Below are 12,482 nucleotides of genomic sequence, written 5' to 3'. Positions count from 1 at the left end.
CGCCGTGGTCGGGCCTCGGCCGACCCCGGTCACTGGTGGTCGTACTCGTCGTGGCGACGCCACCAGAAGCCGGTCTCGTTACGGCCGAGAGGCGCGCGGTCGAGCCACTGGTACATGCCCCACAGCGCGTCCAGCCCGCGCGCGTATGCCGAGTAGGTGTGGTGGACGACGCCGTCCTGCAGCGCGAACGCGCTCACACCGGGGCCCTCTCGCCGGTAGGTCTCCCAGTCCGTACCGACGATCGACCGGGTGAAGGCGTCGCGGGAGCTCCGCTCGTCGTCCGTCGCCGGCCGCATGTCCTCCTCACCGAAGTTGTACGCGACGACTCCCGCCTCCCACTCCTTTCTGGTGTGCGCCACCCCGAAGTCGAAGTTGAAGTCACTGCCGTAGGACGACGCCCACGGGAAGGTCCAGCCCATCCGCTCCCGGTACGCCTGGAGCTTGGCGAACGGGGCTCGTGACACTGCCCAGAACATGACGTCGTGGTGGGCGAGATGGACCACGGAGCCGTTGAAGCCGTCGGCGATCGCCGAGCAGGACGGGCATCCGGCGGCGTAGTCGGGCCCGAACATGAAGTGGTAGACGAGCAGCTGTGAGCGTCCCTGGAACAGGTCGGCGAGCGACGCCGTTCCCTCGTCGGTCTCGAAGCGGTAGTCCTTGTCCACCCGGACCCAGGGCAGCTCCTGCCGTCGCCGGGCCAGTTCGTCGCCGCGCCGGGTGAGCTCCTTCTCCTCGTCCAGGAGCTCCAGCCTCGCGGCGAGCCACTCCTCGCGTGTCCCCGTCTTGTGACCGGTCATTTGTCCGTCTCCTTGCTTGCCCTGTCCTACCTTGTCGTGTTTTACCTTCGTTGCGTCGCTACATCGCCGTCGGCGTGAGCCCGGGGACCAGGGAGGGCGCGAAGACGATCACGAGGCCGAGCCCCACGATCGCCAGCGCGAGCGGAACATCGACCGCGGTCTTCCCGGGCAGCAGCTTCTGGACGGATGCGAGGGCGGCGACCAAGGACATCCACACCACACTCATCACGCCGAGCGCCACCAGCATCGCCATCAGCCCGATGCTCGATCCGGTGCAGTACAGCCCGAACCGCAGCCCGGAACCGGCGACGTCGTGGCAGCGCCGCCGGAAGTACCGCTTGACCGGCGTCAGCTCGTAGGCACCCGCGGCGATCACCATGGCGCCGGCGGCCGACGATCCGTGGGGCCGGTCCAGTGCGTACGCCACGACACCTGCGAGTACCCAGACGGCGAGGTAGCCCCCGGCCAACGGCAGCGCGCCACGGACCCTGCCGACCAGGCGGACGTGCCTGGCGACCGCGGGGGCAGCACCCGGCAGCATCATCGCCGCCATCATGGTCATCCATGTCGCGGTGAAGAACCCGAATGCCCCGGGCCTGGTCGCGACACCCATGTCCATGCCGTGCATCAGCCGGACCGCGGCCGCCCAGCATGCCGCGGCGAGCCCCAGCGTCACCGCCGGCACCATCGCCGGCGCGGCCGGGCGCCGTATGTCCACGTTCACCGTCCGTCCTCCCTCCGGTGTGTCGGGCGGCGGTCCTGGTCACTCGGATCCGCGCGCCTGCTCATCGAGGTGATCTCTCAGTGCACCGAGCCGGCTGTCCCAGTCACGAGCCAGCGCGGCCAGGAACTGCTGCGCCACCTGCATCGGCGCGGACCGCAGCCGGTACCGCACCCGGCGCCGCTCACCCGGTTCGGCCGTCACCAGGCCGGCGTCGGCGAGCAGGGCCAGGTGTTTGGCGATGGCCTGACGTGTGATCGGCAGCCGTCCGGCCAGGTCCGTGGCCGTCGCCGGCCCCCCGGACGCCAGCGCGGCCAGGATGGCGCGCCGGGTCGGGTCGGCCAGGGCGGCGAAGACCTGTTCGGCGACCGCCTCGACGTCAGGCTGCGGCATCGAGGTGGTCGACCAGTTCGCCCAGTTCGCGCGCCCAGCCCTCGGTGTGGCCGTCGTACTCCTTGCGGTGGACCTCGTCCGTCAGCTGGGCGAAGCCGGTCTCGACCACTGTCAGGCGGGTGCCGGTGCTGACCGGTTCGAGCGTGAACTCCACGTAGGTGCGGCGCGGATCGTCCTCGGGCAGTTCGGCCATGCGCCAGGTGAAGCCGAACACCGTCGGCTCCTCCACCCGTTCCACCCGCATGTCGGCGGTGTGGCCGCCCTCCCACTTCATCCAGGCCGAGCCGCCGGGCCGGAGATCGATCCCGGCCTCGTTGCCGAACCAGGCACTCAGTCCTTCGGCGGTGGTGAGCGCCGCCCACACTTTGGCCGGCGGGTGGGCGATCTCGACGGTCCGCTCGATGCGATCAGGGAATGCCATGTCTGCCTCCACGGATATAGCAACCACTTGATTGCGATGCTATGGCAACCAATCGGTTGCGTCAACCGAAGGGTGTGTTCCGCGCCGGTGGGCACGGCTTCTCGATGCGGCGCGACCGGAGCCCGTAACACACGACTCGACCTCTTCTGGTGTAGCGACACGCGGTGGTGTGCGAGGTGAGCAGGCATCAGGAGATCAACCAAAAGGGCTAATGTCGCATCAATCTGCTTTGTGCATCCGGGACTTGACGCTCGATGAGGCCTCCGGACACGCGGTGGGTGGGGCCGGAAATAGCCCGATCGGCGCCCGATTCCGGTAATTCAATATGACTGGTATGTCTGCTGTAGGTAATTTTGATCACGACCGGCTGACGGGCCGGTATCTCTGAGACAGCAGACAGGAGAAGCGATATGAAGGTCCCCCGTTCCACCGTGGTCACCGCGGGTCTCGCGGCCGCCGCAGCGCTGGCCGCGACCGGCATCACCTACGCATCGGCGGCCTCCGCCCCGGTGCCCCAGTCGGCCCCTGCCGTCGCTGCCGCGGCGCCTGGCGACGGCTTCTCCGGGCAGGGCAAGGGCAACGAGGGCCGTGGGGGTCGCCAGGGTCGTGAGGGTGACTGGGGCCGGATCCTGATCAACGAGCGGTCGTACTCCGCCCACCCGGGCGACTGCATCACCGTGGTCAGCGGCCTGGGCGCCAGGACGCTGAACATCCGCAACGACACGCGCAAGACCGTCGAGGTCTTCCGCGGTGCGGTCTGCGACAACGGCGCTCCCATCGCCACCGTCGGTCCGCACAGCTCCGCGGACGGTGTGCGCCCGTGCCCCACCCACGAGGTCGACGTCAGGCGCGGCGTGGTGGCCAGCTTCCGCGTGGTCCGGCACCACGGCGGCGACTGGGACTAGTCCGGCGCCGCCTCCATGATGCGGGGCCCCGGCCCGCCGGAATCGGGCCGGGGCCCCCAATGTCGACCATTGTCCGACAGTACGCGCGCCCCTGCGCAGCCTGCCGGAGCCGGACAGCAGGCCCTGCGCTCCTGCTGTCCGGGGGGTCGTCCTGTCGTTCACCAGGCGATCCGCCCGGTGACGACTGTCCGGGCGCCATCCGTCGGTGTCTCTCCCGACGCCGTGGCCGCCGGCCTGCTCCCCGGCGCTTCCGTCCGCCGAACGGATGAACGAGGTGCGGCGAAACACGCTGGGGGACCGCTGACCGCTATCCTTTCCGCCGCTCGGGCGACGCGCGGTCCATCAACGGCCCCGCCCGAGCCACCGAGCCGGACATGCTCTGCCTCGAGCGCCTCGGCCTGATGTTCGAGGCGATCGACAAGACACGGCTGGTACGGCGGTGAGGCGGTCCTGGGCCTGACGAAAGTCGGGGGGTTCACCGGCTCGCGCGCAGTCCGATCCGCTCACCCGCCCGTACGCGCTCGGCGCCGAGTTCGTCGAGCACGGCGCTGACATGTCCTTTGGCGGTGCCCTCCGTCATGCCCCGTTCGGCCGCGATCCCCGCATTGGTCCGACCGAACGCATCGCCGTACGCGAGGAGTACATCCGCCGAGTCGTCCCCGAATACACAGGCTGCGACGTCGGCCAGATCGAGTGGTCCACCGTCCATGGCGATCTCCATTGGTCCAACCTCGGCGGCCCCGACCTCACCATCCTCGACGGGGGACGGCTGGGGAAAAGCCCCGGTCGGCTTCGACACCGCCCAGCCCTACCTCTGCTCCCGGACGATCCCGAGAGGCGGGACGTAGCCGGGCATGCGGCGCCGGGGCAGGGCCTCGGGCATGGCGGCGCAGCGCGCCAGACGTCCTCCAGATCGGCCGGCACCGGCAGGTGGCGGGCACCGTCCAGACGCAGGGCCGGCGGGAGTGCCCATGGTCATGCCGGTACTGGGAGCCTCGGGTGAAGTGAAACACGAAGCGGCGCAGGCGCCAGTCGAAGATCTCGCTGTGGGACATGCAGTGCAACAGGGTGTATACCGATACGTATGGGCGCGGGGCGTGTGCCGGTGGACCGCCTCCCAGAGCAGCAGCTGGGCCGCAGGCTGGTGGCAATCCCCCTTGCGCTGATCGCCGTGATCACCGTGGTGGACATCCATTCCCCGCCGGACGTCCACCTGGGCCCCTTGCTGGTGATCGCGCCGGCCCTCACCGCGTCCCTGGCCGGGCCGCAACTGACCGCCCTCGTCGGAACACTGGCTGTGGCCGCCCAGGTGCTCATCGCCGTGTTCCACGGCGGACTGACCACACCAAACCACCTCTCGCAGATCACTGGCTTGACCCTGCTGTCCGCCTTGGTCGTCTTCGTCTGCCACGTGCGCGAGCGGCGCAGCCGGGAGCTGAACCGGGCACGGTCGGTGGCCGAGACGGCGCAGCTCGTATTGCTGCGACCACCACGCCGCCGGATCGGGCCGCTGCGGGTGGCGTGGCTGTACCTGGCAGCCGAGGACGAGACCCGTATTGGCGGCGACCTGTTCGCGATCGCCCGCTCCGACCGCGGCACCCGCGTGATCATCGGCGACGTCCGCGGCAAGGGACTGGCCGCCATCGGTGAGGCATCCATGGTGCTGGGCGCGTTCCGCGAGGGCGCGCACCACTACGACGGCCTGGCCGAGTTCGCCGCGGGCCTGGAGGCGAGCGTCTGCAGGCATCTGAAGGACGTCGCCGACACCGAGCACGACCCGGGCGAGCACTTCATCACCGCCCTGCTGCTCGACGTCCCCGACGACGACACGCAGGTCGAGATGGTCAACTGCGGCCACCCTCCGCCCCTGCTGCTGCACGACGGCCAGGTCACCGTCCTGCATGCACGACGCCCCGTACCGCCCTTGGGCATGTGCGAACTGCCCGTCCCCAGCCACCGCGCCGACCCCTTCACCTTCGAGGACGGCGACACGCTGCTGCTCTACACCGACGGCGTCACCGAAGCCCGCTCACCCGAAGGAGCCTTCTACCCCCTCGCCGAGCGCGCCGCCTCCGCGCCCACGTCCGGACCCGAAGCCCTGATACGCCACATCCATCGCGACCTCCTGGACCACATCGGCCACGAACCCGGAGACGACGCCGCTCTCCTGGCCATCGAACGCTACGGCGCCCACCACCTCCACCGACCGCACACCATGGCCCGCCCCCTCGACGGCCGCCGTCGACTCGACTCCGACTCGAAGCCGCTTCCGGGGGACCCGTCCTGACCCCTCGACCCGTGCTGTCGCTGGGGCTTTCCGGTCCCGCCCAGTCATGCACCTGGGATGGCCCGTCTGCGATCAGCCGCCATGGACTGGCTGGAGCGGACCGCGAGACTGAGGCAGTGGACCAGGAGCGGGACGCGCGCTCCGCACAAGCCGCTGCTGCTCCTGTACGCGCTCGGCCGGTTCCAGGAGGACGCGCAGGGCAGCTTGCGCTACAGCGCGGTGGAGCAGGACCTGCAACGACTGCTCACCGACTACGGCCCTCCGAACAAGACCACGCCCGCTTACCCCTTTCACCACCTGGTCAGCGACGGCGCATGGGAAGTGCGCACCGATCGGGGGCCCGGCAGCCCGGGAAGCGGGGTGCGGGAGCTGCGCGAGACGGGTGCCACCGGGCGGCCGGCGCCGGACTTGTGAGCAGCGCTGCGACGCGAACCGCAACTGCCCGGCAGGATCGCGCGATTGCTGCTCGACCCGCACTTCCCACCCTCCCACCACGGCGAACTGTGCGAAGCCGCCGGCCTGGAACTGGAGCCGGCGCAGAGCGAGCAGCTCTCGGCGGCACACAGGCAGCGGGACCGGCGGATGCGGGAGCTGGTGCAGACCGCCTACGAGTACCGGTGCGCCTTCTGCGGTTAGGACGGCAGGATCGGCGCGGTGCCTGTAGGGCTGGAGGCCGCCCATGTGCGCTGGTGGGCGTTCGATGGTCCCGACGAGATCGACAACGGGCTGTGTCTGTGCTCGCTGCACCACAAGCTCTTCGACAAGGGTGTCCTCGGAGTGGGAGACGATCAGCGCATCCTGGTCTCACAGCGCTTCGTCGGCCACAGCCACGCCGCCCGCGAGCACGTCATGGCCCTCGCGGGCCGTCCACTCGTCGGCCCACAGCCCGGCGCACGCCCCGTCGCGGCCGCTCACCGTGACTGGCACGCCCGTCAGGTCTTCCACGGTGAGCCACGCCCTGCCACGGCCGCCTGACACGGTCCCGGCCTCGGCGGAATCGCTGCGCAGGCAAACCCACGGTTCTCGGCGTCGCTCCTGGACGTTACGCGTCAGCTCGTCGTGACGGTGGTGTGGTGCGGTCGGTTGTGTACCAGCAGGGCTGAGGCGAGGGCCGCGCACAGGAACACGGCGGCGATGACGGTCATGCCGGCGTGGACACCGGAGGTGAAGGCATCGCCGATCGCGACGGTCACGTTCGGCGGGGTCGCTCGGTGGCCGGCGCTGCCTGTGGAGACGGCGTGTTCGACGGCGGGCCAGGCTGCTCGGGGGACGTGGTGGGCGTCCAGCCGTGTCGGCAGTTGGGACTGAAGCCGGCTGGCGAGGAGTGCACCGAGGAGGGAGGAGCCGGTGACGGATCCGATCTGGCGGAAGGCGTTGACGGCTCCGGAAGCCATGCCGGCGCGTTCGTGGGAGACGCTGACCAGGGCGGCGGCGGTGCTCGGCGCGGCCACCATCCCGCTCGCGGCTCCGAAGAGCGCGTACAGCCACCACACCCGGGCGTAGGGGGTGGTCGGATCCAGCGTGGTGAGTCCGGCCGTGGCGGCGGCTCCGATGAGGAAGCCCAGGGTCAGCGGGAGCTTGAAGCCGGTGCGGCGGATCACACGTCCGGTCGCGTAGCTGACGATGACGTAGACGCCGAAGAAGACCAGCAGCCGCCATCCCACGTCCAGGGCGGACAGATGTTGGACCCGCTCGTAGAAGAGCACCGACAGGATGGCCAGCCCGGTGAAGCCGAACAGGGAGATGGCCGCGACGAACATGACGGCGCTGAAGGACGCCGACCGGAACAGGGTGATGTCCAGCATGGGTGTGCGGCCGGCGCGCTCGACGAGGACGAAACCGGTCAGGGCCGCGGCCGCGATGATCCAGGCGGTGAGGATCCGGGGGCTGCTGTAGCCGTCGTGTCCGCCTTCGATGAGGGCGTAGACCAGGGCGGCGATGCCCAGGACGGCCAGGACCTGGCCGGGGATGTCGAGCTTGCCCTCGGGGCCGCGCGATTCGGCGACGAAGACGGCGGCGGCCATGGTGACCACGGCGAGGACGGCGGTCGACAGGAAGACCGTGTTCCAGTGGAAGTGGTCCAGCAGTGTGCCGGCGATCAGCGGGCCGGCGGCGAGTCCGATGCCGGAGGCGGCCGCCCAGATGGTGACGACTTCGGTGCGCCGGTGGGGGTCGGGGAACGTGGCTCCCAGGATGGCCAGACTGTTGGGCAGGATGAGCGCGCCACCGACGCCGGAGACGAGCTGGCCGGCGATGACGCCTCCCGCCGAACCGGCCGCGTAGACGATGAGCGAGCCGATGATCATGACGGCGGCGCCGGTGACAAAGGTGCGCTTGCGGCCGTAGAGGTTGCCGATGGTGCCTGCGGACATCACCAGACTGGCCACGAGCAGGGTGTACGCCGAGGGGATCCAGACCAGGCCGGTCGGCGAGACGTGCAGGTCGTCCTGGATGGCCGAAAGCGCCGATACCGATGCGGTGATCAGCAGAAAGGTCGTCATGGCGCCCAGGCACATGGCGATGAGCGTGACGGTGGCGGCGAGCCGGGAGGGCTGGTTCGGGGAGGGCCGGAGACCGGTTTGCCGGTCGGTCGGCTTGAGCCGGCCCGGGGCCGGGGAAGGAGTGGAAGTCACGGTGTCCTCGTCTCAGCCGAGCTGCGGGTAAAGGGCGGCGACGCCACCGGAGAGGTCGGCCTGGACCTGGCGGCTGCGGTCGTCGACGACGATTTCGGCAGCCCCGGAGGCAATGCCGTCGATGGCCGCACGGGCGACGTCCGCCGGGTCGGTCTTGGGCCCGTCGACATGGCGGGCCATGTCGGTGTCCATGTAGCCGACGTGGAGTCCGGACACGGTGATGCCCCGGGGTGCGAGCTGCTGGCGAACCGCGTTGGTCAGGCTCCACTCCGCGGACTTGGCGGCGGCGTAGGCGCCGACGGCGGGAAAGCTGATCCACGACAGCGCGGACAGGATGTTGAGGACGGCGCCTCCGCCCTGGGACTCGATCACCGGACTGAAAGCCCGGATCATGGCGAGGGTGCCCAGGTAGTGGGTCTCCATCTCCAGGCGGACGGCGCCCCAGCTGCCGGTCAGCAGATCGGCGCCCGTGGAACTGCCCGCGTTGTTGATCAGCACCGTGATGTCACGGGCCTCGTCGGCAGCCGCGGCGACGGAGGCGGGGTCGGTGACGTCGAGCCGTATCGCTTTCACACCGGGCAGATCGATCTGGTCCGGCCGGCGGGCCGCCCCGTACACCGTGGCGCCACGCGCGACCAGCTCCTGGGCGAGTGCCCTGCCGAGCCCGCGGTTGGCCCCGGTGACCAGGACGGTTGCTGTGCTGATGTCCATGATTCCTCCCTCTGGATGCGCACACCGTAGCTGACTTACGATTGAATAAGTCAGCTACGAAGGTATAGGCTGACTTTGCATGAGGCAAGCCAGGTGGAGGGTGGAGAGATGAAGGATCTGCTGGAGGAACGAGACGCCTGGTCCATGGCCAACTGCTCCATCGCCAGGACTCTGGAGATCGTCGGCAACAGGACAGCGATGCTGATCATGCGCGAGGCGTTCTTCGGCACCCGCCGGTTCGACGACTTCGCCAAGCGTGTGGGCATCGGCGAACCCGCCGCCGCCGCGCGCCTGAAAGAACTGACCGCCGCCGGTCTCCTGGAGCGCGTCCCCTACCAGGAGCCCGGCCAGCGGACCCGGTACGCCTATCAACTGACCCAGAAGGGGCGGGACTTCCGGGCGGTCATCGTGGCACTGCGGCAGTGGGGCGACACCTGGGCCGCCGACGAACAAGGACCGCCCCTGGTCGTACGCCACGAGAATTGCGGCGCCCCGGTGCACGCGGTCCTCCGCTGCGACGACGGCCACGACGTACCGATCGGGGACTCGTTCGTCGACGCCGGCCCGGGTCTCATCCGCGTCGGCCCGAACAGTCCCTGAACCCAGCGGCGGCCGAAACACCCGGCAGGACGATTCCATCGCGGAAGTGGCCCGCCCCCGCCATCACCGGACGGCACGCCACACCGACAACACACGCCCCCCAGGAGCTGCCGCATGTCCGAAACATCGAAGAAGTGCCTGAGTGCCGACGCGACCGACCGGACAGGAGCGGCAATACACAGATCACGCGTGTTCGGCTGGGAAGACCCTGCCATTTCCGCCGACGCCGTCCCTCACCACAGCGGCCTCGACTTCCTCCGCGAGATCCTGGCCGGGCGCCTGCCCGCCCCGCCGATCGCCGCCACCCTGGGCTTCACACTGGAGGAGGCCGAGCACGGCCGGGCGGTCTTCGTACTGGTGCCGGGCGAGGAGCACTACAACCCGATCGGCAGCGTCCACGGCGGCGTCTACGCCACGCTCCTCGACTCGGCGGCCGGCTGCGCGGTGCAGTCCATGCTGCCCCAGGGCATGGGATACACCTCGATCGACCTGACCTTGAAATTCCTGCGCCCGATCACCGTCGACACCGGCAAGGTCCGCGCCATCGGCACCGTCCTCAACAGCGGCCGCCGCACCGCCCTCGCCCAGGCAGAGCTCCGCGACTCCGACGACCGGCTCCTGGCCCACGCCACCAGCAGCTGCATGCTCTTCCCGGTCCCGGCCCGCTGACCACCATGCCCGGCGCGTTGGGCGGACCCACGCAACTGGCTGACCCGACCGGGCTGCACCGGCCAGGTGTTCTCCTTGCTGTCAGCGCCCTTTGTGCGAGCCTTCGCCGAGGACGGCTTCGTCGTCCTGGGGACGCGAGGCCACCGGTCGCAGAGGGAGGCATACGGCCGGCCGACGACGATCCGGGCGCCCTCGGTGTCGCTATGACCGCTGTTGGGGGTGGGGCGAGGTTGCGGGCGGGAGAGTCTGCTCGGCCCAGACGGTCTTGCCGTCGAGGGAGTAACGGACGCCCCAGTTCTGTGCGAGCTGGGCGACGATGAACAAGCCGCGCCCGCCTTCGTCGACCGTCTTCGCGTGGCGCAGCCGCGGCGCGAGGGAATTGCCGTCGCGGACCTCGCAGGTGAGCGTGCGGTCCCTGAGGAGCCGCAAGTGCACAGGCGGGGTGCCGTAGCGGAGGGCGTTGGTGACCAGTTCGCTGACGATCATCTCGGTGGTGTAGGCGATTTCCTCGTCCACTCCCCAATGTCTGAGCTGGTGTTGGGTGTGAGTGCGCGCCGTGGCGACGGATTTGGGGTGAGGGTCGAGATGCCACGTGGCGACCTGATCAGCGGGGAAAGCGTGGGTGCGGGCGAGGAGGAGGATGACGTCGCCGTGGCGGGTGTCGTTCCGCAGCCGGTAGAGCACGTCGTCGCACAGATCCTGCAGTGGCCGGTCAGCGTGGACCAGCACCCGTTGAAGGGTCTCCGGGGACTGGGAGGCGGTCAGGAGGGATGGGGTGTAGAAGGCGAGGACGCTGCCGTCAACGACAGAGACCGTGGTGGCGGCGAAGGGGGGCCCTTCGGTACTGCCCAGAGGAGGTCCGCTCGGCAGGTGAGGGATCTCGGTGCTCCCGTCGGGGTGGGCGATCACGGGTGGGGGGTGACCGGCCAGGGCGACGGTGCAGGTCTGGGCGAGCGGGTCATAGACCGCGTACACGCAGCTTCCCCTGAGGGGCATGGGGTCGCCGGGCGGCAGAGCCGCGCGTTCCTGGGCCAGGCGTATTGCGGTGTCGTTGAGGCGAGCGAGGAGCTCGTCGGGCTCCAGGTCGAGCGCGGCCAGGGAGTGTGTGGCGGTCCCTATCTGTCCCAGAGTGGTGGCCGCGTGGATGCCTTGGCCGGCCACTTCGCCGACCACCAGTGCGGTGCGGCCGCCGGACAGGGCGAAGGTGTCGAACCCGCCGCCTCCGCCCGTTGCAGAGGGCACCAGCATGTGAGCGGTTTCAACGGTCGTCTGCGTCGCAGGCTGGGGTAGCAGCAGGTGGCGCTGAATTGTCATGGCGATGGTGTGTTCGCGGGTGTAGCGGCGGGCGTTGTCGATGCACAACGCGGTGTGAGCGGCCGCTGCGACGGCGAGGGTGACATCGCCCTGGTCGTAGACCTCGCCCGGGTCGGTGCGGTACAGGCTCATCAGTCCCAGCACGCTTCCGCGCAGGGTCAGAGGTGTGGTGATGAGACTGTGGGCACCGGAGGCGCGGATCGCCTCGGCGCGCGGCGGGACGGCCGCCAGCCAGGGCGTTTCGGGGCCCAGGGCGACCAGGCGGGGCTTGAGATCGGTCAGCGTCTGCGCGTAAGGCGTCGGAAACGGCAGAGCACGCACGTCACCCACCGGATGCGCCTGAACCTGCTCCTCGCCACCACTGCGGCCGAAGGCGGCACGGCGCAGTGGCACCTCCCGCCCGAGAGGACTCGGCGGAGGTTCCTCGCCACGCACCACTGCGTCCACCACTTCCACCACGGCGATGTCGGCAAGATCCGGCACCACCGCCTGCACCAGTTCCTCGCAGGTGGCCACCACGTCGAGGGTCTCCCCCACGCGCTCGCGCACCGAGCCGAGTACGCGCAGACGGGCACGTACCTTTTCGCATTCGGTGACATCGAGGATCTCCGCCAGCACCCCCAAGATCCTGCCCTGCGCCTCCTCAAGCCGGCACGCCGAGACCGAGAACAGGTACTCAGGCCCCGGAGCCCCCTTCGGACGCACTCCCACCAGTCGCCCCTGTGCGGGCGCCCCGCTCTCCAGCACGCCGTGCAGCATCGCCTCGACCTCACCGGGCGCGGAAAAGTCATACACGTCGGTGACGCGTCGGCCCGTGACCTGCTCAGGGGACGCTTCGTACAGGAACGGCGAGTCGACTTTGATCCGTAGGATTCGCAACTCCGTGTCCAGGACCATCAGGCCAGTCGGGGACTGGTGGAACAGAGCTTCCAGTACTGCCGCACCCTCGACGGGCGAAATGGCTTCGTTCTGCGCCACGGCGACCCACCTCCCCTATCCAGCCTGCTCCTCGCTCCTGCGCGCCGCTCGCC

12 protein-coding genes and 1 pseudogene are annotated in these 12,482 nt (G+C 69.7%); 5 read left to right on the top strand and 8 right to left on the bottom strand.

Translation table 11 applies throughout. The features are described from left to right. Positions 1-29: 29 nt before the first annotated feature. Genes SRB17_RS23860 through SRB17_RS23845 form a run of 4 tightly spaced genes read right to left on the bottom strand, consistent with a single transcriptional unit; the run spans position 30 to position 2,332 of the window. On the bottom strand, positions 30-797 hold the full coding sequence (locus tag SRB17_RS23860; protein WP_153542014.1) for a DUF899 domain-containing protein: 768 nt from the start codon (positions 795-797) through the stop codon (positions 30-32). A 58-nt stretch (positions 798-855) separates the two neighbouring features. Then, positions 856-1,521: a DUF2182 domain-containing protein gene (locus SRB17_RS23855; RefSeq protein ID WP_153542012.1), complete on the bottom strand. Its 666-nt coding sequence runs from the start codon at positions 1,519-1,521 to the stop codon at positions 856-858. Between the two features lie 39 nt (positions 1,522-1,560). Continuing rightward, positions 1,561-1,911 carry an ArsR/SmtB family transcription factor gene (locus SRB17_RS23850; RefSeq protein ID WP_153542010.1) on the bottom strand — a complete coding sequence of 117 codons (351 nt, stop codon included), beginning with the start codon at positions 1,909-1,911 and terminating at the stop codon, positions 1,561-1,563. Beyond that, the gene (locus SRB17_RS23845; protein WP_153542007.1) at positions 1,898-2,332 is read right to left on the bottom strand and encodes an SRPBCC domain-containing protein; all 435 of its coding nucleotides are present in this window, start codon (positions 2,330-2,332) and stop codon (positions 1,898-1,900) included. Before SRB17_RS23845 ends, SRB17_RS23850 begins: the two co-directional genes overlap by 14 nt. 410 nt (positions 2,333-2,742) lie before the next feature. Between SRB17_RS23845 and SRB17_RS23840 the strand changes: the two genes are divergently transcribed. Then, positions 2,743-3,237, top strand: coding sequence for a hypothetical protein (locus tag SRB17_RS23840; RefSeq protein WP_153542006.1), 495 nt, complete (start codon positions 2,743-2,745; stop codon positions 3,235-3,237). Positions 3,238-3,712: 475 nt separating this feature from the next. On the opposite strand, the gene SRB17_RS23835 is transcribed toward SRB17_RS23840, so the two are convergent. After that, positions 3,713-3,958, bottom strand: a complete 246-nt coding sequence (locus SRB17_RS23835; protein WP_153542004.1) for a hypothetical protein — start codon at positions 3,956-3,958, stop codon at positions 3,713-3,715. A gap of 363 nt (positions 3,959-4,321) precedes the next feature. Between SRB17_RS23835 and SRB17_RS23830 the strand changes: the two genes are divergently transcribed. Continuing rightward, entirely contained in the window at positions 4,322-5,524 is a 1,203-nt protein-coding gene (locus SRB17_RS23830; RefSeq protein ID WP_153542002.1) for a PP2C family protein-serine/threonine phosphatase, read from the top strand. An 81-nt stretch (positions 5,525-5,605) separates the two neighbouring features. Next, positions 5,606-6,499, top strand: a pseudogene (locus SRB17_RS23825) (phosphorothioated DNA-binding restriction endonuclease). A 74-nt stretch (positions 6,500-6,573) separates the two neighbouring features. Here the strand turns inward: SRB17_RS23825 and SRB17_RS23820 are convergent. Continuing rightward, positions 6,574-8,157, bottom strand: coding sequence for an MFS transporter (locus SRB17_RS23820; protein WP_323376155.1), 1,584 nt, complete (start codon positions 8,155-8,157; stop codon positions 6,574-6,576). 12 nt (positions 8,158-8,169) lie between these two features. Next, positions 8,170-8,868, bottom strand: coding sequence for an SDR family oxidoreductase (locus SRB17_RS23815; RefSeq protein WP_153542000.1), 699 nt, complete (start codon positions 8,866-8,868; stop codon positions 8,170-8,172). A gap of 108 nt (positions 8,869-8,976) precedes the next feature. On the opposite strand from SRB17_RS23815, the gene SRB17_RS23810 reads away from it, so the two are divergent. After that, positions 8,977-9,468, top strand: coding sequence for a winged helix-turn-helix transcriptional regulator (locus tag SRB17_RS23810; RefSeq protein ID WP_153541998.1), 492 nt, complete (start codon positions 8,977-8,979; stop codon positions 9,466-9,468). Positions 9,469-9,642: 174 nt separating this feature from the next. Continuing rightward, complete coding sequence (locus tag SRB17_RS23805) at positions 9,643-10,137, top strand: PaaI family thioesterase (protein ID WP_323376207.1); 495 nt, start codon at positions 9,643-9,645, stop codon at positions 10,135-10,137. A 201-nt stretch (positions 10,138-10,338) separates the two neighbouring features. Here the strand turns inward: SRB17_RS23805 and SRB17_RS23800 are convergent, their stop codons facing one another. Then, positions 10,339-12,429 (bottom strand): SpoIIE family protein phosphatase, encoded by a 2,091-nt coding sequence (locus SRB17_RS23800; RefSeq protein WP_323376154.1) that lies wholly within the window; start codon positions 12,427-12,429, stop codon positions 10,339-10,341. Positions 12,430-12,482 lie beyond the last annotated feature (53 nt).

This window comes from Streptomyces sp. RB17, from assembly GCF_009604455.1.
In the GTDB taxonomy this organism is placed as follows: Bacteria; Actinomycetota; Actinomycetes; order Streptomycetales; family Streptomycetaceae; genus Streptomyces.
This window is presented reverse-complemented; position numbering and strand designations above follow the sequence as displayed.

Coding starts and splice junctions, on each gene's coding strand:
- SRB17_RS23850 (WP_153542010.1), bottom strand. CDS start 1,911: ATGCCGCAGCCTGACGTCGAGGCGGTCGCCGAACAGGTCTTCGCCGCC.
- SRB17_RS23810 (WP_153541998.1), top strand. CDS start 8,977: ATGAAGGATCTGCTGGAGGAACGAGACGCCTGGTCCATGGCCAACTGC.
- SRB17_RS23860 (WP_153542014.1), bottom strand. CDS start 797: ATGACCGGTCACAAGACGGGGACACGCGAGGAGTGGCTCGCCGCGAGG.
- SRB17_RS23815 (WP_153542000.1), bottom strand. CDS start 8,868: ATGGACATCAGCACAGCAACCGTCCTGGTCACCGGGGCCAACCGCGGG.
- SRB17_RS23830 (WP_153542002.1), top strand. CDS start 4,322: ATGGGCGCGGGGCGTGTGCCGGTGGACCGCCTCCCAGAGCAGCAGCTG.
- SRB17_RS23845 (WP_153542007.1), bottom strand. CDS start 2,332: ATGGCATTCCCTGATCGCATCGAGCGGACCGTCGAGATCGCCCACCCG.
- SRB17_RS23840 (WP_153542006.1), top strand. CDS start 2,743: ATGAAGGTCCCCCGTTCCACCGTGGTCACCGCGGGTCTCGCGGCCGCC.
- SRB17_RS23835 (WP_153542004.1), bottom strand. CDS start 3,958: ATGGAGATCGCCATGGACGGTGGACCACTCGATCTGGCCGACGTCGCA.